The organism is Mycobacterium sp. IDUB_36 (assembly GCF_055419225.1).
Map to the genome: position 1 here is coordinate 964,710 of NZ_JBVAXH010000002.1, position 21,199 is coordinate 985,908.

General features: G+C 65.9%; 20 protein-coding genes and 1 pseudogene. 10 read left to right on the top strand and 11 right to left on the bottom strand.

Features of this window, described 5'->3' with window-relative positions; translation table 11 throughout:
- Positions 1-47: 47 nt before the first annotated feature.
- Positions 48-926, top strand: coding sequence for a hypothetical protein (locus tag ACZYW1_RS22710; RefSeq protein WP_463788697.1), 879 nt, complete (start codon positions 48-50; stop codon positions 924-926).
- Positions 923-1,531: a hypothetical protein gene (locus tag ACZYW1_RS22715; RefSeq protein WP_463788698.1), complete on the top strand. Its 609-nt coding sequence runs from the start codon at positions 923-925 to the stop codon at positions 1,529-1,531. The genes ACZYW1_RS22710 and ACZYW1_RS22715 overlap by 4 nt, the downstream gene beginning before the upstream one ends.
- Here ACZYW1_RS22715 and ACZYW1_RS22720 read toward each other — a convergent pair whose 3' ends face one another.
- The 4 genes from ACZYW1_RS22720 to ACZYW1_RS22735 form a co-directional block, all read right to left on the bottom strand.
- On the bottom strand, positions 1,532-2,503 hold the full coding sequence (locus tag ACZYW1_RS22720) for an alpha/beta hydrolase (RefSeq protein WP_463788699.1): 972 nt from the start codon (positions 2,501-2,503) through the stop codon (positions 1,532-1,534).
- Between the two features lie 70 nt (positions 2,504-2,573).
- A complete protein-coding gene (locus ACZYW1_RS22725; protein WP_463788700.1) occupies positions 2,574-3,743 on the bottom strand; it encodes an amidohydrolase family protein in 1,170 nt (389 codons plus the stop codon).
- A complete protein-coding gene (locus ACZYW1_RS22730; RefSeq protein ID WP_463788701.1) occupies positions 3,740-4,792 on the bottom strand; it encodes an amidohydrolase family protein in 1,053 nt (350 codons plus the stop codon). Before ACZYW1_RS22730 ends, ACZYW1_RS22725 begins: the two co-directional genes overlap by 4 nt.
- Positions 4,789-5,148 (bottom strand): Rieske (2Fe-2S) protein, encoded by a 360-nt coding sequence (locus ACZYW1_RS22735; RefSeq protein WP_293001820.1) that lies wholly within the window; start codon positions 5,146-5,148, stop codon positions 4,789-4,791. The genes ACZYW1_RS22730 and ACZYW1_RS22735 overlap by 4 nt, the downstream gene beginning before the upstream one ends.
- Positions 5,149-5,246: 98 nt before the next feature.
- On the opposite strand from ACZYW1_RS22735, the gene ACZYW1_RS22740 reads away from it, so the two are divergent.
- The 4 genes and pseudogenes from ACZYW1_RS22740 to ACZYW1_RS22755 all read left to right on the top strand — a co-directional run bounded on the left by ACZYW1_RS22740 (position 5,247) and on the right by ACZYW1_RS22755 (position 9,800).
- Positions 5,247-6,470, top strand: coding sequence for a cytochrome P450 (locus ACZYW1_RS22740; RefSeq protein ID WP_463788703.1), 1,224 nt, complete (start codon positions 5,247-5,249; stop codon positions 6,468-6,470).
- The gene (locus ACZYW1_RS22745) at positions 6,467-7,624 is read left to right on the top strand and encodes a Zn-dependent alcohol dehydrogenase (RefSeq protein ID WP_463788704.1); all 1,158 of its coding nucleotides are present in this window, start codon (positions 6,467-6,469) and stop codon (positions 7,622-7,624) included. The genes ACZYW1_RS22740 and ACZYW1_RS22745 overlap by 4 nt, the downstream gene beginning before the upstream one ends.
- A gap of 22 nt (positions 7,625-7,646) precedes the next feature.
- Positions 7,647-8,366 (top strand): alpha/beta fold hydrolase, encoded by a 720-nt coding sequence (locus ACZYW1_RS22750; RefSeq protein ID WP_463788705.1) that lies wholly within the window; start codon positions 7,647-7,649, stop codon positions 8,364-8,366.
- 76 nt (positions 8,367-8,442) lie between these two features.
- Positions 8,443-9,800, top strand: a pseudogene (locus tag ACZYW1_RS22755) (HNH endonuclease signature motif containing protein).
- Here the strand turns inward: ACZYW1_RS22755 and ACZYW1_RS22760 are convergent.
- From ACZYW1_RS22760 to ACZYW1_RS22770, 3 genes are all read right to left on the bottom strand, one after another.
- Positions 9,801-11,036, bottom strand: a complete 1,236-nt coding sequence (locus tag ACZYW1_RS22760; RefSeq protein ID WP_463788706.1) for a cytochrome P450 — start codon at positions 11,034-11,036, stop codon at positions 9,801-9,803.
- A 10-nt stretch (positions 11,037-11,046) separates the two neighbouring features.
- Positions 11,047-12,084, bottom strand: a complete 1,038-nt coding sequence (locus tag ACZYW1_RS22765; RefSeq protein WP_463788707.1) for an LLM class F420-dependent oxidoreductase — start codon at positions 12,082-12,084, stop codon at positions 11,047-11,049.
- Positions 12,085-12,168: 84 nt separating this feature from the next.
- Positions 12,169-12,627 (bottom strand): pyridoxamine 5'-phosphate oxidase family protein, encoded by a 459-nt coding sequence (locus ACZYW1_RS22770; RefSeq protein WP_463788708.1) that lies wholly within the window; start codon positions 12,625-12,627, stop codon positions 12,169-12,171.
- An 82-nt stretch (positions 12,628-12,709) separates the two neighbouring features.
- Between ACZYW1_RS22770 and ACZYW1_RS22775 the strand changes: the two genes are divergently transcribed.
- A complete protein-coding gene (locus ACZYW1_RS22775) occupies positions 12,710-14,206 on the top strand; it encodes an acyl-CoA carboxylase subunit beta (RefSeq protein WP_463788709.1) in 1,497 nt (498 codons plus the stop codon).
- A 22-nt stretch (positions 14,207-14,228) separates the two neighbouring features.
- On the opposite strand, the gene ACZYW1_RS22780 is transcribed toward ACZYW1_RS22775, so the two are convergent.
- The 4 genes from ACZYW1_RS22780 to ACZYW1_RS22795 are packed head-to-tail and all read right to left on the bottom strand — an operon-like array spanning position 14,229 to position 18,880.
- Positions 14,229-15,065: an SDR family oxidoreductase gene (locus ACZYW1_RS22780; RefSeq protein WP_463788710.1), complete on the bottom strand. Its 837-nt coding sequence runs from the start codon at positions 15,063-15,065 to the stop codon at positions 14,229-14,231.
- A 9-nt stretch (positions 15,066-15,074) separates the two neighbouring features.
- Positions 15,075-16,118: a TIGR03857 family LLM class F420-dependent oxidoreductase gene (locus ACZYW1_RS22785; protein WP_463788711.1), complete on the bottom strand. Its 1,044-nt coding sequence runs from the start codon at positions 16,116-16,118 to the stop codon at positions 15,075-15,077.
- Entirely contained in the window at positions 16,115-17,239 is a 1,125-nt protein-coding gene (locus tag ACZYW1_RS22790) for a PHB depolymerase family esterase (protein ID WP_463788712.1), read from the bottom strand. Before ACZYW1_RS22790 ends, ACZYW1_RS22785 begins: the two co-directional genes overlap by 4 nt.
- Before the next feature lie 9 nt (positions 17,240-17,248).
- The gene (locus ACZYW1_RS22795; protein WP_463788713.1) at positions 17,249-18,880 is read right to left on the bottom strand and encodes a flavin-containing monooxygenase; all 1,632 of its coding nucleotides are present in this window, start codon (positions 18,878-18,880) and stop codon (positions 17,249-17,251) included.
- A 78-nt stretch (positions 18,881-18,958) separates the two neighbouring features.
- Between ACZYW1_RS22795 and ACZYW1_RS22800 the strand changes: the two genes are divergently transcribed.
- Genes ACZYW1_RS22800 through ACZYW1_RS22810 form a run of 3 tightly spaced genes read left to right on the top strand, consistent with a single transcriptional unit; the run spans position 18,959 to position 21,191 of the window.
- Positions 18,959-19,951, top strand: a complete 993-nt coding sequence (locus ACZYW1_RS22800; protein WP_463788714.1) for a Rieske 2Fe-2S domain-containing protein — start codon at positions 18,959-18,961, stop codon at positions 19,949-19,951.
- Positions 19,948-20,586 carry a cysteine hydrolase family protein gene (locus ACZYW1_RS22805; protein ID WP_463788715.1) on the top strand — a complete coding sequence of 213 codons (639 nt, stop codon included), beginning with the start codon at positions 19,948-19,950 and terminating at the stop codon, positions 20,584-20,586. The genes ACZYW1_RS22800 and ACZYW1_RS22805 overlap by 4 nt, the downstream gene beginning before the upstream one ends.
- The gene (locus ACZYW1_RS22810; RefSeq protein ID WP_463788716.1) at positions 20,583-21,191 is read left to right on the top strand and encodes a PaaI family thioesterase; all 609 of its coding nucleotides are present in this window, start codon (positions 20,583-20,585) and stop codon (positions 21,189-21,191) included. The genes ACZYW1_RS22805 and ACZYW1_RS22810 overlap by 4 nt, the downstream gene beginning before the upstream one ends.
- Positions 21,192-21,199: the final 8 nt, after the last annotated feature.

Consider the following 21,199-nt stretch of genomic DNA (forward strand, 5'->3'; position numbering starts at 1 on the left):
AGATACCGGAGTTCAATCGATAATGACGTTGAGAAGTCGTGGACACCATGGCTGACGAGGTCGACGGCCCGCAGGATCCCGCCAAAGCGAAGGCCGACGCGCTGGCGCTGGCCGAGGAAGCCGAGGCCGAAGCCGCTGAGGCCGAGGCGCTCGCCGCGGCCGCGCGTGCCCGCGCCCGCGCCATCAAGCTGCGGCGCGAGGCGCAGGCCAAAGCAGAGGCTGAGACCGCTGCCGAAGCCGCCGCTGCCGACGTCGCTTCTCAGACGGCCACAGCGACCGAGACGGCCACAGCGACTGAAGCCGAGGCGGCCACCGAGACTCAGGCGGAAGCCGACACCGGCGCCGCCGGCGAAACCCCGGATGCCACCGAAGCGGTCGACCAGTCGGCCGACAGCCCGGAAACGTCCGAAGCCGCCACCGAGACCGAGCCGGCACGCCGGCGGCCGAGCGTTCGGCAGGCCCTGGGCATCGCCGCGGCCGTCGCGATCGTCGGACTGCTCGGCGTGAGCGGATGGATGATGTGGCAACACCAGAAGACCCTCGACGAGCGGCGGCAAGCGGAGGCCTACATCGCCACCGCCCGGCAAGGCATCGTCAACCTGACGTCACTGGATTTCAAGAGGTCGAAGGAAGACGTCCAACGAATCCTGGACAGTGCCACCGGTGACTTCCGGGACCAATTCCAGAAGACCGCAGAGGATTTCGCGTCCGTCGTCAAAGACACCAAGGCGGTGGCCGAGGGAACGGTGGCCGCCGCAGCGGTGGAGTCGATGAACAAGGATTCGGCCGTCGTCCTGGTGCTGGCCAACGAGCGGGTCACCAACGCGGCCGGAGCCAAGGACCAGCCGCGGACCTTCCGGTTCAAGGTGTCGGTGGTCCACGAGGGTGATCAGTTGAAGCTTTCGAAAGTGGAGTTCGTGCTGTGAGTGACGAGGAGACCACGCCCGACGTCGAGGCAACCGAAGGCGTCGAAATCGACAAAGCCGCCGACAGCGACGAGACGGCCACAGCGGACGCCGACGTCACGCCCGCGGCGGCTCGGCGCCGCGGGCTGCCCGTCATCCCGCTGGCACTGGTACTGAGTCTGATCGCGGCGGGTGGCCTGGCCGCATGGGTGTATTTCTCGCAGTACCGACCGGACGCGCTGGTCGACCATGCCGTCGAGCAGAGCGCCGTCACGGCCGCCCGGGACGGCACCACGGCGCTACTGACCTACAAGCCGGAGACTCTCGACCAGGACTTCGCGGCAGCCAAGTCCCACCTCGCTGGGGATTTCGCGAATTACTACGAAAAGTTCACCAAGGATGTCATCGCGCCGGCCGCGCAATCCAAAGGCGTGAAGACCACCGCTCAGGTCGTCGGTGCCGGAGCCAAGGAATTGCATCCTGATTCAGCGGTCGTGCTGATCTTCGTCAACCAAGCGACCGTCAGCAAGGAACGCCCCGACCCCGCGATGGCATCCAGCGCCGTCCTGGTCACGCTGAACAAGCTGCACGACGCCTGGATGATCACCAAGTTCGACCCGATCTAACTAGAGCGCAAAGGATCTCCGCAGCGTCCGCGAGTGCAGCGCGGTGCTCTCCTGGGACACCACCCAGTCCGGCACTACCGAGTCGAACCCGTGGAACGTCGCTGCGACCACGTGCAGTTCGGTGTGCACGAAAGCGTGCAGCAGACGGTTGGCGTAATCGATCGCCTCGTCACGGCACGGGTCGATCTCCGCGCAACTGATGAAGGCCGGCGGCAGGCCCTCGAGGTTCGCCCGGTGCGCCGGAACGTGCTCGGCGGTCGCGGCGCCGTGCCCCAGATAGTGGTTCCAGGCCCGGCTCACCGCCGGACCGTTGAGTCCCGGTGTCTGCTGGAATTCCCGTCGCGACGGAGTCGCGTCGCAGTCCAGCATCGGCTGGTGCAACACCTGCGCCAGAATCGCCGGGCCCTCGGAATCGAAGTTGCGCTGCGCGAGTGCGGCAACCAGCGCCGCCCCCGCGTCACGGCCCATCACCACAACCCGGCTGCCGTCGACATCGAGATCCGCGCCCTGCTCCACCACGTAGCGGAACGCGGCGTCGACGTCGTCCAGCGCAGCAGGGCAGGGATGCTCGGGCGCCAGCCGGTAGTCCACCGACACCACCAGGCATCGTCCCTCGCGGGCCAGCTGCACGCAGTGCACGTGGTCGGTGTCGAGGTTTCCGGTGACAAAGCCGCCACCGTGGGCGTAGATCACCAGGGGCGCCGGCGAACTGGCCGGACCGCGGTACAGGCGAATTCCCAGTCGTTCACCGCCCGGTCCGTCGATGGCCCGATCCTCGACCTGCACGTCGGCGGTGTCGGCGGCCGCGGCGCGATCGGCTGCCGCCCGGTCGACCCGCGCGCGCTCGGCCGGCAACGAGTCCGCCTGGAATTCGACGATCTCCGACGTGGCCGCGGCATCGCGCAGCGCCGGGTCGATTCGGCTGATTCCGCGGGGCCGGGTGGCTTCGGCGCGATCGGTCTCGGTCGTCATACCTCGTCCTCCGGCGTAGTTAGGTAACCCTATTTAAGCCGTTGGTGATACGGCCCTCGACTCGCGGTGGTCACTCGCGGCCGGCGTCGGCCGCAGCCCGTTCACCGGGTAGAGCTTTCACAGTCGGCGGCAGGCCGTACAGCGCGGTGGCGTTGCCGCGCATGATCCGCTCACGCTGTGCCGCCGGGAATCGGTTGATGGCGTAGTTCGGCGCGTCGTAACTCCAGTGCGGATAGTCCGTCGAAAACATCAGGTTGTCGCCGAGGTCCATCATCTCGACGTAGTCGCGGAACTGCGTGACGTCGGTGTCCTCCAACGGCTGGGTGGTGAACCGGACGTGTTCGCGGACGTACTCCGACGGCCGCCGCCGAACGTGCGGCAGGTCGGCGCGGCGCGCCTCCCAGATCCGGTCCATCCGCGACATCACCGGCATGGCCCAGGTGAAACCGCCCTCGACGAAGACCACCCGGAGGTCGGGGTGCCGGTCGAAGGCCCCGTCGAAGACCAGGCTCATCAGATGCGAGACGTACAACAACGGCCAGGACGCGAAGAAGTCGTGCCAGTGGGCCGGATTGCCGACCGGGTACAGCGGAATGAGCTCGAACGGCGTCTGTCCCATCAGGTGGGTGGCCACCGGCAACCCGTGGGCCGAGGCGGCCGCGTAGATCGGGTCGAAATGCGGGTTGCCGAACGGGATTCCGCGGGTCTGCGGCGTCATCAGCACCTGCGCCATGTACGGATGTCCCGCCCAACGCTCGATCTCGCGGGCGGCCGAATCCGGCACCTGCGCGCTGACGCTGATCGAGCCACGCCAGCGGCCGTGCGCGTTGTTGCGGCCCAGCCACACGTCGGCGAGCCAGTTGTTGTAGGTCGACTTCAGCACGTGTTCGGCTTGCGGGAGTTGCGCGTCGCACATCGGTTCCAGCGTCGCGATACCCACGCCGGCGCCGACGAGTAGCTGCTGGGCCGCGTAGTCGGGATCGGTGCCGGCGAAGCCACCGCCGGGCGGCGCCGCGTCGACCCGCATGGACATCGTCTTGTAGGAATCCGGAGTGTCGTAGAAATGCGGCAGCGGCGTGACGGCGTTGCCGGTCGGCCAGATCTTGTCGACCCACTCCGGCGGCGCGTAGGACTTCAGGACGTCGGTCGAGACCGGCATCGGATGCACGTCGGTGTCGACGATGGCGACCGCGATCTCGTCGTGCGCCAGGTGCGGTTCGGCCCGCTCGGTGATGGTCATCTGCCACTCCTCTCCGCCGGCGCGGTGAGCCCGTAGAGCTCGGCGGCATTGCGCCACAACACCTTGTCGCGCTGCGCATCGTCCAACCCGTCGGCGGCATCCGCGGGTGACGTCGTCGACCAGTGCGGGTAGGCCGACCCGTACATCACCAGATCGCTCTTGCCGGAGAACTCCATCCAGCGCTGGGCCCGGGCGAGATCGGTGGGCCCGTCCAGGGACGACGTGCAGAAGCGGACGTGAGCCGGCAGGTAATCGCTCGGATAGCGGTCGACCCAGGGGGTCTGGTCGCGCATCGACAGCCAGAACGTGTCCAGTCGCCACATCAGGGGCGTCAGGATGTCGTATCCGCCGTCGGCGAAAACGAACCTCAGATCGGGATGACGACCGAACATACCCTCGACGATCAGCGTCGCCAGGTGGACGAAGTAGTTCAGCGGCATGAAGGCCGCGTAGCCGGGGTAGGTGCCGGCGTGGCCCGCGAACGTGGGCGCGTAGTCGACACCGTTGCCGCCGTTGATGTGGACGGCGACGGGGAGTCCGTGGGCGGCGGCCGCCTCCCAGATCGGTTCGAACATCGGCTTGCCGTAGGGCTCTCGGGATTGCATCGGCACGCCGACCTGTACCAGCTTGGGATGAGCGGCCAGGCGTTCGATCTCGGCGACCGCGCCGCGGGGGTCTTCCGGGTTGACCCTGATGGTGCCGCGGAAGCGATTGCTGGTGTCGGGCTCCAGCCAGCGGTCCAGCAGCCAGTCGTTGACCGCGGCGCAGATCCGGCTGTTCAGGAGATAGTCGGCGATGTTGCCGCGGGTCGACGGGTTCAGCACCGCGTAGTCGACGCCGGCCTCGTCGAAGAGGTGGTGGGCAACGGTGTCGCGGTCGGACCCGGGATAGTGGTCGCCGTAGAGGTCCTGGCGGTAGTTTCCGCCCGGCGCCTGATACCACTGGGACTCGACGTCGGGGATGGACCGCAGCTTGTGGGCGGCGGGCAGATAGCGCCTGACCTCGGCGTTATAGCGGAAATGCGGCTGAACGTTCGCGTCGATGATCATGCGGTCAGGTACACCTTCCCGTCGGCGATGTCGACGTCGTAGGTTCGAACCCGTCGCTTGGGGTCGGCCAGATTCTGTCCGGTGGTGACATCGAATTCCCAGTTGTGCCACGGGCATCGGAGAATCTGACCGTCACGCACCCGGCGCAGCCCGCCCGGCTCGTCGGGCGCCCATTCGTTGGTGCCGCCGATCAGGCCCTCGCACAGCGGCGCGCCCTCGTGCGAGCAGTAGTTGACGATCGCGTGCAGCGAACCGGCGACGTTGTACACCCCGACACCGAATTTTCCGACGTCCACCAGCTTCATCGCGCCCGGCGGCAAGTCGTCGAGCGAACACACAAGCCGACGTTCAGCCACAGTTAATACTGTCCTCGTTACGGTAACCGCCACAAGCCATTGGGCTTCGTTGCTATCTATATTATGATAGCGAAATTCCCGGTCACGAAGGAGCGGCAATGACGCTGCGTACCGAACAATCCGATGTTGGGGACCAGCCCGTCGTCCTCGACACCACCGGCGAGACCAGCCCCTATCCGTTCTTCGAGTACATGCGGCGCACCGACCCGGTGTTCCACGGCACCTTCATGGACATCGAGATGCTGCCGCCAGAACTGAAGGCGGACGACGAGTGGGTGCTGTTCGGCTACGACGGGGTCTTCCAGGCCTTCCGTGACGAGAAGGCCTTCACCTCCGCCGCGTACGACAAGACGATCGGCTTGGTGATGGGGCACACCATCCTGGCGATGGAGGGCAAGGAGCATCACGACCACCGCAGTCTGGTGGCCAAAGCCTTCCGGGCCACCGCGCTGGAACGCTGGGAGCCGTCGGTCATCGCTCCCGTCTGCAACCAGTTGGTCGACGAGATCAAGGCCGACGGCCACGCCGACTTGGTGAAGGCGCTGACCTTCGAGTTCCCCACCCGGATCATCTCCGAGCTGCTCGGGTTGCCGCGTGAGGACCTCGACATGTTCCGGCGGCTGTCGCTCGGTCTCATCTCGATCCAGACGGACATCGAGGCGGGGTTGATCGCGGCCAACGAACTGCACACCTACTTCTCCGATCAGGTCGAGCAGCGTCGCAAGAAGCCGACCAACGACATCATCGGCGACCTCTGCACCGCCGAAATCGACGGCGAGCGGCTTGACGATGAGGCGATCATCGCGTTCCTGCGCCTGTTGCTGCCCGCCGGTCTGGAGACCACATACCGGTCGTCGGGCAACCTGCTCTATCTGCTGCTGACCCATCCCGAGCAGCTGGCAATGGTCCAGCAGGACCGGTCTTTGATCCCGGCCGCCATGGAGGAAGGGCTGCGGGTCGAGACCCCGCTGACGATGGTCATGCGCACCACCACCCGCGACGTCGAGATCAGTGGCACGACGATTCCCGCCGGTGCCCAGATCGACCTGTGCATGGGGTCGGCCAACCGTGACGAGACCCGCTGGCCGAATGCGGACACCTTCGACATCCAGCGGCCGCGCCAGTCGCACATCGCCTTTGCCGGCGGCACGCACATGTGTCTGGGAATGCACTTGGCGCGCTTGGAGACTCGGGTGATGTTGGACAGCCTGCTCGACCGGGTCGAGAATCTTCGGCTGGAACCCGACGACGAGACCCGGATTGTCGGAGTCACGTTCCGCTCGCCCAACAGTCTGCCCGTCACCTTCACCCCGGTGTCGTGAAGAGCCGCGCCGCGATCCTGCATGACGTCGGCGGGCCGTGGTCCGTCGAGGAATTCGAGCTGGATCCGCCGAAGGCGGGCGAAGTGCTGGTCAAAATGGCCGCCGCCGGGCTGTGCCACTCCGACGACCACATCCTCAAGGGCGACATGTCCGCGCCCAACGAGGTGATGAAGGCGATGGGGTTGCCGACCATGTTCCCCATGATCGGTGGGCACGAAGGTTCGGGCATCGTCGAAGAGGTCGGCGACGGCGTCACGGAGTTCGCCCCGGGCGACCATGTGGTGATGTCGTTCGTGGCGGTCTGCGGCCAATGCCGTTGGTGCGCAACCGGAGCCGAATACATTTGCGACGCCGGCATCGGCACCATGGTCCCGGGCATGCCCACCGACGGCACGTTTCGCCATCACACCTTCGACGGGCGGGACCTCGGCCATCTCGCCAAGGTCGGCACTTTCGCCGAGCACACCGTGGCGTCCACGAAGTCGTTGGTGAAGATCGAGCAGCATTTGCCGCTGGCGCCCAGCGCGCTGTTGTCGTGCGCGATCCCGACGGGCTTCGGGTCGGTGTCCAACCGCTCCAACATGCGCGCCGGCGACACCGTCGTGGTGATCGGCGTCGGCGGCATCGGCACCGCCGCGATCCAGAGCGCGAGGATCAACGGTGCAGCGCAGATCGTCGCGGTCGATCCCGTTGAGTTCAAACAGAAATCGGCGTTGCGGTTCGGTGCGACGCACACCGCCGGATCGGCCGACGAGGCAATGGATCTGGTGCGCGGCCTGACACTCGGCGTGATGGCCGATGCTGTGGTGGTCTCGCCGTCGTTGGTGGCCCGCGAAGACGTCCGCGACGGGGTGGCCCTCACCCGCAAGGGCGGCACCTGCGTGCTCACCGGGATGACGTCGCAGCTGACCCACTCGGTCAAGATCAACCTGCAGGACTTCATCCTGATGAACAAGACGTTGGCAGGCACCATCTTCGGCTCGTGCAATCCGAAGGCCGACATCGACCGGTTGGCGCGGCTGTATCAATCCGGTCAACTGATGCTCGACGAGATGATCACCAAGCGGTATCGACTCGACGACATCAACGACGCCTACGCCGATCTGCTCAACGGTGAGATCGTCCGCGGGATCATCGATTTCGGAATCGAATAACCTGCGGTCGCCGGCCCTGGTATTGGTTCACGGTGGCGAACACTCGGCGGATTGCTGGGACCTCACCGTCGACGAACTGCGCCATCTGGCACCGTCGCTGCCGGTGCTGGCCGTCGACATGCCGGGTCATGGCTCGACGCCCGGGGATCTGACGACGGTCAGCATTGCCGATTGCGTCCGGTCGGCCGTGGAGCAGGTCGAGGCGGCTGGCCTGGGCCAGGTGATCGTGGTGGGCCATTCACTGGCCGGCTTGACGGTGCCCGGCATCGTCGCCGCGCTGGGGCCGTCGCGGGTGCGGGAGATGGTCTTGGCGGCGTCGTGTCTGCCGGTGCAGGGTTCGGCGATCGTCGACACCCTGGTCGGCCCGCTGGCCTGGTATGTGCGTCGCGCGGTGCGGTTGCGGACGCCCCCGTCGACAACGCCAAACCTGCTCAGCGCCTTGATCTTCTGTAACGGTATGACGCGAGAGCAGCGCCGCTTCACACTGTCGCGGATCCACCCCGAGGCGGTGACGGTGATCGCCGAAGCGGTCGATCGGAGCGGCCTGCCCGATGACATCCCGCGAACCTGGATCCTCACCCTGCGCGACCATGCGTTGTTTCGGCGAACGCAGATGCGCAGCATCGCCGCGTTGGGTGGCGTCGACACGTTGATCCCGATCGACACCTGCCACGACTTGATGATCAGCGAGCCGCGACGGCTGGCCGAGATCCTTCTCGAACGGTGTCGTGCGTACTCCTGAATTCACTTGCGTCACTGTGGTTTCGCCCTGTGTATAACTTTCTGCAGTTGTCGGACGGGTTGGTTATCATTCGAACATGCGTTCTAATGGCCGTGAGGAGATCGTCGAGGTTCTCGACGCGCTCGACGCCGCCTACAAACGCGCCCTGGACCTGAGCTTCGACACGCTGACCACACCTGAACGGCTCAGGGTGCTGGAGCGCTTCGAAGGGTTCCGCCGGCTTCAGCCTGCCGTCGAGCATGCGCTGATCAACGAGCTGGTCGGGGAAGACCCGGTTGTGTTGGGCGGCAAACCGGCGGCGGTGCTGGCCAACCGGTTACGGATCAGCCGCGCTGAGGCGTCGCGGCGGATCCATGAGGCCGCCGATCTCGGTGAGCGGCGGGCGTTCAACGGTGAACCGTTGGCGCCGGTGCTGGCGGCGACCGCGGACGCCCAACGCAACGGCGACCTGGGCCCAGGCCATGTGGCGGTGATCCGCAGCTTCTTCCACCGGCTGCCCGACGTCGTCGACATCGACACCCGCGCGCGGGCTGAGGCGCAGCTAGCCCGGCTGAGCCTCGAACACCGACCCGACGAGCTCGCCAAACTGGCCGACACGTTGATGGACTGCCTCAACCCCGACGGTGACTTCACCGACGTCGACCGCGCCCGCCGCCGTGGCTTGTCGATCGGGAAACAAGACATCGACGGCATGTCACCGGTCAGCGGGTGGCTCACCCCCGAAACCCGCGCCACCCTCGACGCTGTCTTCGCGAAGCTGGCCGCGCCCGGGATGTGCAACCCCGACGACGAACACCCCTGCATCAGCGGCACCCCATCACAGGACGCCATCCAGGGCGACACCCCACCGCGGGCCAGCGCCACCACGACGCCCTGCTCGCGGCCTGCCGCGCACTGCTGGCATCGGGTGAGTTGGGCCAGCACCACGGCCTACCCACCTCGATCATCGTCACCACCACCCTGCACGAACTCGAGCAAGGCGCCGGTAAAGCGCTCACCGGCGGCGGGACACTGCTGCCGATGTCCGACGTGATCCGGCTCGGCTCCCACGCCCATCACTACCTGGCCATCTTCAACAACGGCAAAGCCCTCGCGCTCTATCACACCCGCCGTCTCGCCTCACCCGCCCAACGAATCATGTTGCACGCCCGCGATCGTGGCTGCACCTCCCCCGGCTGCACCCTGCCGGCCTACCTCTGCGAGGTCCACCACAACGACCCCTACCGCACCAACCCCGTCACCGACATCAACAGCCTGACCCTGACCTGCGGCCCCCACCACAACCTCACCGAAAACGGCTGGACCACCCGCAACACCACCCACGGCCACACCGAATGGATCCCACCACCACACCTCGACCACCGCCAACCCCGAACCAACAGCTTTCACCACCCGGAAAAACTGCTCCAGGACGACGACGATGAAGCGCCCTAGTCAGCGCAACGAGTAGCGGACCGGCAGGTGCTTGAGCCCGCCGACGAAGGTGGTCGCCACGTGCTCCGGATCGCCGGTCAGCTCAATCGATTTCAGTCGCGGCACCAGTTCGGCGAAGAAGCTGCTGACCTCCATCCGGGCCAGCGCCGCGCCCAGACAGAAGTGCACCCCGTAACCGAACGCCAGATGCTTGTTGGGTTCGCGGCCGACGTCGAAGCGGAACGGGTCGGCGAAGACGTCCTCGTCCCGGTTGCCCGAGACGTAGGACAACAGCAGCGACTCCCCCGCCGCGATCGGTACGCCGCGCACGGTGGTGTCCTCGGCGGCGGTCCGCATGAATTCCTTGACCGGTGTGGTCCACCGGATCATCTCTTCGGTCGCCAGCGGCATGAGTTCGAGGTTCTCGCGCAACCGGTCGAGTTGGTCGGGGTTGTCGATCAGCGCATGCAGACCCCCCGAGATGGTTGCACTCGTGGTGTCGTGTCCGGCCGTCGCGACGATGAGGTAGTACGACACCGTCTCGATGTCGGACAGTGGCTCGCCGTCGATGCGCGCATTGGCGATGGCGGATGCCAGGTCCTCGGTCGGATGCTCACGCCGCGACGCTGTGACGCCGTTGAAGTAGCCGAACATGTCCAACAGCGCCGGCAGCTGATCTTCGTTGCTGCTGCCGCGTCTGAATTCGCTGTCGTCGCTTCCGAACAACTCCTGCGTCAGCGTGAGCATGCGCGAGAAATCGGATTCCGGTATCCCCAACAGCGACATGATCACGTACAGCGGGTAATTCACCGCGACCTCTTGGACGAAGTCGCATTCGGGACCGACCTTGAGCATCTTGTCGACGTAATTCTTGGCCAGTTTGTCGACGCGAATCTTCAGGGCGCGCATTGCCTTTGGCCGAAACCAGTCTCCACCGATCGCGCGCACCACCCGGTGTTGTGGGTCGTCGAGGTGGATCAGTGTGCGTACGCCCGCGGCCGCCTGCAACTCGTCGCCCTCGGTAGTGGTCAGCACCGGGCGGGGCCAGTTGGTGAACAACATGTTGTTGCGCTCGATATCCATGATGTCGGCGTGTCTGGTGATCGCCCAGAACGGCTTGTAGTTCGATACCTCGACTCGGGACACCGGCGCGTTGGCTCGCAGATACGACAGTGCCGCATGCAATGTCGTTTCGTTGGTGTAGGCCTGCGGGTCGGCGAACACCTTGCCGGCCTCATCGATCGTCGGCGTGCTCATCGGCAACTCCTCATTGGCGCAACTCGGTCAAAACCGCGCGGATGGTCTCGTCGGACAGGGTGCGGGGAAACGACGGCATCACCCGATCGATGACACCGTCGCAACGGTCCTTCAGCGCCGCGGCGAGCTTGTCCGTCGTGGCGACCACGGCGAACGCGTTCAGGATCTCGTCGTCGACCAGCGTCGCCATCGCGTCCCATTCGCCTTGCAGCGACAGCCGATGTAGGTCGTCCGCCACGCCACCCCAACCGTGCAACTCCAAGACTTTGCGGTAGGCAGGCGTCGATCCGTAGAACGCGATCTGCTTGCGGACACCGGCTGCGCCCGCGGCCATTTCGGCCTCGTCGCCGCCGGTCACCACGAATACCGGGCAGGCCACCTGGAACGCGCTGCGATCGCGGCCCGAACGCTGCAGGCCGCTCAGCACCGCCGGCACGGTGACCTCGTGCAGATACCGGCGGGTGGTGAAGGCGTGGGCCAGCAGGCCGTCGGCGACCTCGCCGCACATGTCGGTCATCGCCTCGCCGACCGCGGCGAGGAAGATCCTCGGTGCCGAAAACGGTTGCGGCTCAGGGGTGAACATCGGGGTCATCAGTTTGTGGGTGTAGAACTCACCCTCGAACCGCAGTCGGGTTCCGTCGTTCCACGCCGACCAAATCGCGTGCAGCGCCAGCACGAATTCGCGCATCCGGGCGACCGGACGACTCCACGGCATACTGAAGCGCTTCTCGATGTGCGGCTTGATCTGGGTGCCCAGGCCCAGGATGAAGCGGCCCTGCGAATAGGTCTGCAGATCCCAGCCCACGTTGGCAACCGTCATCGGATTGCGGGCGAACGCCACCGCGATGCTGGTGCCCAGTTCGAGTCGGGACGTGTGTTCGGCTGCCAGCAACAACGGGAAGAAGGGATCGTGGTTGATCTCGCCGGTCCAGCAGGCGTCGTAACCCTGCTGTTCGAGTTCGCCGGCAAGGGCGGGAACTCGGGCAAGGTCGGTGAAGATGCCGCCGTCGATTTTCAGGCCGGTGGTCTCAGCGCGGGCCGGCGTCATACTCGTGAAGTTACAGTAAGCAATTCGGTAGGGTCAATGTCCGCACCCGTGAACGCGCAAAAGCTCTGCGGCACAACCACTTCGTCATGACCTCGGTAACCCGAGCCGGGCGTTGTCCCATGTCAGGATCCGCCCGTCCGGCACGAAGCGCAGGCAGGCCTGCTGGGCGTAGAACGCCTGCGCTTTCGCCGGCAACGCTCCGGCGGCCGGCCGGAAGGCGGCGTATTTGGCGTTGACCGCGGCTTCGATCCGGGCCCTGACGTCGGCGTCGTCGACGATCTCGATGCGCCCGGTGAAGTGCACTCCCCGCAGCTCGACGTACTTCTCCCCGGACTCCACCAGGAACGACGCCCGCGGGTCCCGCCGGACACGGGCGATCTTCTTGGTGGTGGCCGGAGTCATCAGGATGATCGTGCGGTCATCGACGGCGAACCACACCGGAAGCGCAATCGGCATACCGTCGCGGCGCAGCGTGGTCACAATGCCCGTGTGCGCCGACTCCACGACGTCCCACGCCTCGTCCTCCGTCAGCCGTATGCCCACTGCACCACCTCTCGCCGTCTACCTCCCGCAGACGCTACAGTAAGCACTTCAGTAAATCGCGCCGACGGATGAGGACGTGCCGATGACGAAGCCGCCCGAGTGGGACGAGACGCTGGACGACCTTGCCCGTCGCCGCCGGCACACCTGGGCGATGGGCGGCCCGGAGCGGGTGGCCAAGCACCACGACAAGGGCAAACTCGATGCGCGCGGACGCATCGAGCACCTGCTCGACAAGGGGACGTTCCGCGAAATCGGCACCATGGTCGGCGGCGAGACGGCCGCTGATGGCATCGTCGTCGGATCCGGCTTGATCAACGGCTCGCCGGTGATGATCGGCGCCGAAGACTTCACCACGCTGGCCGGCAGCATCGGGCCGGGCGGCAACTCCAAGCGCTACCGGATCGCCGAACTGGCTCTGCGCGACAAGGTTCCGCTGGTGATGCTGCTCGAGGGCGCGGGCTTTCGGCCGACCGGTGGGCACTACGGCCGTTCACCGACCGACCTGCTCGCCCAAGCACAGTGCTCGGGCCGAGTCCCGACCGTCGCCGCGGTTCTCGGCCCGTCGGCCGGACACGGCGCGCTGGTCGCGCCGGTCTGCGACTTCCGCATCATGAGCTCGCAGGGCGCGATCTTCACCGCCGGGCCGCCCGTCGTCAAAGAGTCAACCGGAGAGGACATTTCGAAGGAGGACCTCGGTGGACCCGGTGTCGCGTTGCCGAGCGGCGTGATCCACAACGTCGGCGAGGACGACGAGACCGTACTCGACGACATCCGTCGGTACCTGTCCTACTTCCCGTCCAGCGCCTGGTCGTATCCGTCGCCGCTACCCGACGACGAAACCACGACGCCGAGGCCGACGCCGGAGTTGGTCGAGATCGTCTCGCGCGACAACCGGCGGATCTACGACATGCGTTCGGTCCTCGATGTGGTGTTCGACCGGTCGGACTGGTTCGAGGTGCAACCGCGATTCGGTAAGGCGATCATCTGTGCGCTGGCACATCTCGGCGGTCACCCGGTCGCGGTGGTGGCCAATCAACCGCAGGTGCTGGCCGGCTCCATCGACGCCGACGCCGCGGACAAGGCGGCGCACTTCATCACGGTGGCCGACTCGTTCCATCTGCCGCTCGTGTTTCTCGCCGACAATCCGGGGATGCTGCCCGGCAGCCGCTCGGAACGCAGCGGCGTGCTGCGGGCCGGCGGGCGGATGTTCGTCGCTCAGACGATCGCCACCACCGTGAAGCTGCACGTCACGCTGCGCAAGGCGTACGGCTTCGGCTCGATGGTCATGTCGCTGTTGAGTTTTGACGGCCAGGGCGCCACGTTCGCCTATCCGGGAGCGACCATGGGTGCGATGAGCGCCGCGGCGCTGAGCAAGGCATCGCATGCCGGCGATGACCTCACGGCCAAGCTGCGTGACGCGGAGCTGCAAGCGTCCTACCGCTCGGCCGAGCACATGGGTTTCGACGAGCTGATCGACCCAGGCGAGACACGTGATGCCCTGCTCGCCGCGCTGCGTCGGGGTTTGTCGAGTCGGCAGGCGGTGGCTGAACCAGTGATGCGCACCGCCATCATGCCGTGACCCATCGTGCCGCGAAAGGGCCTCAGTAGGCGTAGTTTTCGCCGCTGGCCCGTACCGTCACGTCACTGATGTTGATGCCCCACGGTTGGTCGATCACGTGGAGCACCGCATCGGTCAGGTCGTCGGGGGTGATCAACCAGTAGCCGACGGAGTCCACGTCCAGCTGTGAAGGTTCGAGGGCGCCGCTCTGCAACTTGGTGACGTTCTCGGCGAACCGGCCCCCCTTCTGCCCGAGGATGCCCATGATCGCCGCTTCGTTGACGACCCAGCTGCCCAGATGCGTTCCCAGGACACCGGTCGGCTTGACGGTGGTCACCTTGATCACGCCCTGCGCCTCGACACGCAGTGATTCCGAGAGCGCGTCGACTGCGGCCTTCGTCGCGCTGTAGACACCGGAGCCTTCGGTGCCGGCATTGCCGTAGATGGACGAGATGTTGACCACCTGGCCCCGGCCCTGCGCGATCATCGTGTCGTAGACGGCGGAGATGCCGTTCACGACACCCTTGATGTTGATGTCGATTGCCTTGTGCCACTTCTCCCATGCCCGGGCGTGGTCGGCGTAGAACGCCAGGGGCATCACGCCGGCGTTGTTGACGATCACGTCGATGCGACCGTAGGTGTCGACGGCGTGGCGGGCTGCGTCCTGCATCTGGCCCATGTCGGCGACGTCGGCGACGTGGCTGGTGCCGTCGTGGCCGGCGGCCCGAATGCCCTCGAAGACGGCGTTGAGGGCGTCGACGCTGATGTCGACCCCGACCACCTTCGCCCCACCGGCCGCGCACTTCTCCGAGATCAGTGTGCCGAAGCCGCTGGCGGCGCCGGTGACGATGATGACCTTGTCTTGCAGATACGTCGACATGTGTCGTTCTTACCCGGTGGCCCGGTAGGCCGTGACGATCGGCTCCAATTCGTCGGGTGTCGCCCCGTGCAGGATCACGGCGTCGGCACCGTAACCGAACTCTTGCCGGATTCGGTCCACACACTGGTGCGCCGACCCGGTGGCCGACGGCTCCAGCCACTCGTCGGGAATGAGGGTGGCGATGTGTTCGATCTGCTCCGGAGTCGCCTTGTGGTCGATGCCGCCGGCGATCGACGTCACCACCGAATCGGCCCGGAAGCGTTCCAGCACAGCGGGATCCCAGTGATTGGTCCGAACCAGCAGATCGCCGTAGCCTTGGAGGTAGGTGGCCAGCCTGGCGACGGTCTTCTTCAGCCGCAGCGGTTCGGGCAGATGGTCGCCGACCGTCGCGAAACACGACCACACCCGCACGCTGTCCGGATCGCGGCCCGCTTTCTCCGCGGCGGCCTTGACCGTTGCGACGCTGCGCCGCAATGTCTCCGGGGTGAAGTAGGTGTGCAGGATGACATCGTCGAACGCCCGTCCACCCAGAGCCAGCGTGTTGGGACCGAACGCCACCAGGGCCAGCCGGATGTCCTCGTCGAAGTCGGGGTCGAGAAACAGGATGTTGTACTTACCCATCGGGCCGTCGTGGTTGAAGATGACCTCGCCGTGCCAGAGTCGGCGCATGACCTGCGCCCAGTCCTCCATCTGTGCCGTCGTGACGGCCGGAATTCCGAAGGCGCCGTAGATCGCCGCAATGCCACGGCCCACGCCCAGAGTGAAACGGCCGCCGGACAGCCGGTGCATGGTGGTGGCCCATGATCCCGTGATCAGCGGATGACGGGTGTTGTGATTGGTTGCGGCGGTGGCGATCTGCATCCGCTCGGTCACCGCGCACGCCGCACCCACCAGGGACGACGCCTCCTTGACGTTCCAGCGCTCGGAGATGAACGCCGTGCCGAAGCCCAACTCCTCCCCGCGGCGCGCCTCGTCCATCAGGGTCGCCGGGCCTTCGCCGCCGGCTCCGGCCAGCAGGTAGTACCCCAGTTCATCCAGGGGTTGATCGGTCATGACGAAACTCCTTGATCGGCAACGACGTCGCGCAGGAACCGTTCGGTGACCGCAAACACCTTGCGGGAGAACACCTGGCCGACGTGGCTGCCGTCGTACCAGTACAGCTGCCCGTGCCAGCGCTCCTGAAGTGCGTCGGTGGGCTCGCGCATCGCCATCCGGTCATGCCACGCTCCGACGATCAGCCGCCGGTGTGGTGGTGGCGCCGGGTCGACGGCGAGCGGGTCGATCACCGACGTCAGCTGAGCCACCACCGGGGAACCGAGCAATGCGCGAAATTCGTCGCGTGCCGAGCCCCAGCGGCCCAGGTGCTTGGCGATCATGCTGTTGAGTCCGAGAATCGGCGTGTACAGCCCGACGGCGTCGATGTCACGTTCCAGGTGGGATACCAGCGCGGCCACCGGGGTCCCCATCGAAATACCGGCTACCACAACGACACTGGCCTGGGGACGCACCCACCTGACGACGGCCCGGATCTCCGACACCGCCCGCATCATCCCAGCGACGTTGCCGAGGGGGTCCATGTCCGGATAGGCGGGCCATTCTCGTCGCCGGCAGCCATGGCCAGGCTGCACCGGCATCGCCACGTTGAAACCCAACTGATGGTGGATGCGCCCGATTCGGGTGAGCAGTAAGTCCTCCACCCCACCTTGACCCGCGCCGTGCACCCAGATCAGCCACGGCCGTGGTCCATCGGTGTGTCGGCAGAGGTGGACCACGGCCTTGGCCGGGCCACTCAGCCGTTGGCTCGCCAGACTCTGCGGCAACCGCGGGTCGTGTTCGAAGGTGAGCCGCTCGTAGGACAGCCCGGCAATACGCTTGCGTTCGATCGCGTGCACTCGCAGGGGCTGCGGTTCGACGTGCGCACCGTCGATGCCCAGTGCGGAGAGCTCCTCGGCCGCCGCGACGCATTCATCGGGAGACCGCACGCCTCTCGGGGCTCCCCCGATGAGCGAAAAGCCGGACAGCACAAGCTCATCCAGCATGACCTCGCCGAACTGCCGGACTCCGCGCGGTGTCACCGGATGCCAACCGGTCGATTCGTTGAGCCCGGCTACGGTCCGGGGTAGCACCAGGCCGAGCTCACGGGCCGCGTTGAAGCCCAGGGATGCCAACGACATGTCACCCACCTACGCCAACGTGAAGCCGGTGTATCCGGCGGCCGCGATCTCGTCGCAGCGGCGCCGGTATTCGGGAATTCCGCCGGTATAACCCATGTACATCCGTTTCTTGCCGGGCACGTTGCCACCGTTGTACCAGGAGTTGCAGGACGGGTGGACCAGAACCGTGGCGGCGACCAGCGAAGTGGCGTGCTCTATCCAGTCCCGTTGGGCGGTCGGTGTCGCCTCGATGGTGCGAACCCCGTTGGCGCGCAGATAGGCAATGCAGTCGCCGATCCATTCCACGTGTTGTTCCAGTGCGGCGACGAAGTTGGTGGCCGCGCTCGGACTGCCCGGTCCCTGGATGGTGAACAGGTTCGGGAAGCCGGCGATCGCGAGCCCGAGATATGACAGTGGTCCCTCGGTGGCCCAGAATTCGCCGAGGGAGGCACCATCGCGCCCACGGATGTCGATGCGGCTCAGCGCTCCGGTCATGGCGTCGAAACCGGTGGCATAGATGATGACGTCGAGGTCGAACTCATCACGGGCAGTGCGGATACCGTCGACTGTCACCCGTTCGATCGGCGCGGCGCGCAGGTCCACCAAGGTCACATTGTCGCGGTTGAACGTCTCGTAGTAGCCCTGGTCGATGATCGGGCGCTTGCAGGCAAATGGGTAGTCGGGCACCAACGCCGCCGCGGTGTCGGGGTCGTCGACGATACGGGCCACCGCCTCGCCGTAGAGCGCGGCGGCCATCCGGTTGGCTTCGATGTCGAAGAAGACGTCCCCCCAATTGAGCGCGCCCAACACACCGTTCTCGTCGACGGCCCGCAGCTGATCGGCGCGCGACGCCGACTTCAGCGGCGGCCTGCCCAGCATCTCGAGCAGTACCGAGAACGCGCTGAGGCGCGCGGCACCGATCGGGTGAGCGCGTTGAGCCGCCCTGATGGCGCCGTAGTCGGCCTTCATCCCGTCCAGCTCTCCGGCATCGAACTTCCGGACCTTCCAGGGCAGCGTGTAGGCCGGTGAGCGCTGAAACACGAAGAGCTGCCCGGCGTCCCGAGCAACCACCGGGATGAGTTGCACACCGGTCGATCCCGTCCCGACCACCCCGACACGCTTACCGGCGAAGTCGACGCCGTCCGGCGGCCAGCGCGAGGTGAACAGCGACGCGCCGTTGAAGTCACCGATGCCGGCAATATCTGGTTCCAGCGGAACCGACAAAATGCCGGAGGCGGCGATCACGAACGGCGCGACGAAGGACTCCCCCGCCTCCGTGCGCACCACCCAGAGCGCGGACTGCTCGTCGAAGGCCATCGCGACGACCTCGGTACCGAACCGGATGTCACGTCGCAGGTCGAGCCGGTCGGCGACGAAGTTCAGGTAGGCCTCCACCTCGGGCTGGGCCGGCATCGTCTCCGTCCATACCCATTCCTGCTGGATCTCCTCGGAGAAACTGTAGGAGTACTCGATACTCTCGATGTCACAGCGTGCACCCGGATATCGGTTGTACAGCCAAGTGCCACCGACGTTTTCGGCCATCTCGAGCACCTGAGTCCGGATGCCGAGCTCGCGCAGTCGATGCAGGGTGTAGAGGCCGGAGAAACCGGCGCCGATCACGATCGCATCGAATCGTGCACCGGCCTGCGATTCCTCAGTCACCTTGCAACGCCTCCCGGGAATTGGAATCCATACTGTAACGTATTTAGTATCGTCGCCACGAGCGCTTGAGGAGCCGGTGTGGAAGTCCCCTTCACCTGGAAAGTCACCGGCTGGTTCATGGTCGGATGGTCACCGGAATTCCCGGCCGGTGAAGCACGACCGCTGCACTATTTCGGCGAGGATCTCGTCGCCTACCGCGAGGGAAGCGGCCGACTCCACGTCATGGAAGCCCACTGCAAACACCTCGGAGCCCATATCGGCCACGGCGGCACGGTGGTCGGGGATTGCGTCCAGTGCCCGTTTCACGGATGGCGCTGGGGGCCCGACGGCACCAACCGCTACATCCCCTACCAACCGGAGCGTCCCAACAAGGTGTTGCGCTTGCGGGTGTATCCCGTCATCGAGCAGCACGACTGCGTTTTCATCTGGCACCAGCCAGACGGCAAAGGGCCCCAGTGGGAGATGCCGGACATCTTCGGCGGATTTCCGCAATTCGAGACCGATCCGGCGGCCTACTACCGCGCCTATCCGGAGTTCTCGCGACGGGCCGAGCGGGAACCGGTGCATCCGCAGATCGTGGCCGAAAATGCCCCCGACAGTGCACATTTCGAGTACGTTCACCGTGCCACGGTGACACCCAAGGTGCTGGACTGGAAGATCGTCGACCAGGAGTGGCACTTCGTCGCCGGTTGGCCGGACGCGCGCAGTGAGAACCCCGACGACCTCGCCCTGCGATTCCACAGTCACCTGTTCGGCCTGGGTGGCGCGATCAGCGTTTTCGAGGGCGCCCAGAACCATCGGTTGATTTTCACCTGCACCCCGGTCGACGACGGGTCCTCGGACCTGTTCTACTCGATCTGGTGGCCACGCCTACCCGGGGACACCTCCGACGTACCGGCCGACGATCTGCGACGGACCATCGAAAAGCACTTTCTCTCAACAGTATTCGACGACCTGCAGATCTGGCGGTACCAGAAGTACGTCGAGCATCCAGCGCTGTCCAAAGAGGACGCGAAAGGGTATATGGCACTGCGGAAGTGGGCGACCCAGTTCTACGACGTGCCAGCATGACACGCCCCTCGCTCGCCGACCTCGCGGCACCCGCGCACACCGCGATCGTCACCCAGGAGTGCCAGGGCGCCGTCATCGGTCCCGACGCCGGGCTGGCGGAACTCGCGGAAGAAGCACGCCGCGTGGCTCTGCCCAACATCACGAGGTTGCTGCCGGCGGCCCGGGCGGCGGGCCTGCGGGTGGTGCACTGCGTGGTGCAGCGACGGCCCGACGGCCTCGGCTCAAACCACAATGCCAAAATCTTCGCCATCGGGGGCGGCCAGGTGAACATTCTTCCAGGCACGCCCGGCGCTGCCGTCCTACCCGAATTAGGACCTGAGCCAAGCGATCTCATTCTGAGCAGATGGCATGGCGTCGGCCCGATGGGGGGCACCGACCTCGACTCCGTGCTACGCAACCTCGGAGTGTCCACCATCGTGGTGGTCGGTGTTTCGCTCAACATCGCGATCCCCAACATTGTGATGGATGCGGTCAATGCCGCCTATCGCGTGGTCGTGCCGCGTGATGCGGTCGCTGGAATCCCCGTCGAGTACGGCAAGGCCGTCATCGACCACACGCTGTCGCTGTTGGCCACCATCACCAGCACCGACGAGCTGCTCCAGACGTGGGGCAAGCCTGATATGAAGACCTCGTGACCGACACCCGAGGCGGATTTCCCGACGTCCGACCGGTCGAAGACGCGCCTGCGGAGTTGGGCCGATACATCACGGCACTACGCCGGCTGCAGGATCTGACCGTCTCCACCGACCCGGGTGGCTCGCTGTGGGCCGAGGCGGCCGAGCACCTCGAGAGCGCCTGCGCGATCTTAGACGGCCACCAGGTTCCGGAGACGGGCGCGGTGGCGGGCCGGGTGCTGAGCATCCCGGGTCTGGGCCACCCGTTGATGCCGCCGTGGATGGTGGTCCGCTCCAGTACCGAAGGCGTCACGATGGCCGGGCACTTCACCGAAGCTCACATCGGCGGCAATCGGGCGGTGCATGGCGGCATCATTCCGCTGCTGTACGACTGGCTGTTCGGTATGACCGTGACCGCGGCGAACATCTTCCCGACCCGGACCGCATTTCTGCACGTCGACTACCGCAAGATCACTCCGATCGGCGAGCCACTCGAAGCCCGTTGCGCGGTCGGGGAGATCGATGGCAGAAAAGTTTTCATAGAGGCTACTATGACTTCGGCCGACGGCGCCGTGCTCAGCGAAGCCAACGGCCTGATGGTTCGCTTGCTTCCGCACCAGCCGTAAGGGTCTAG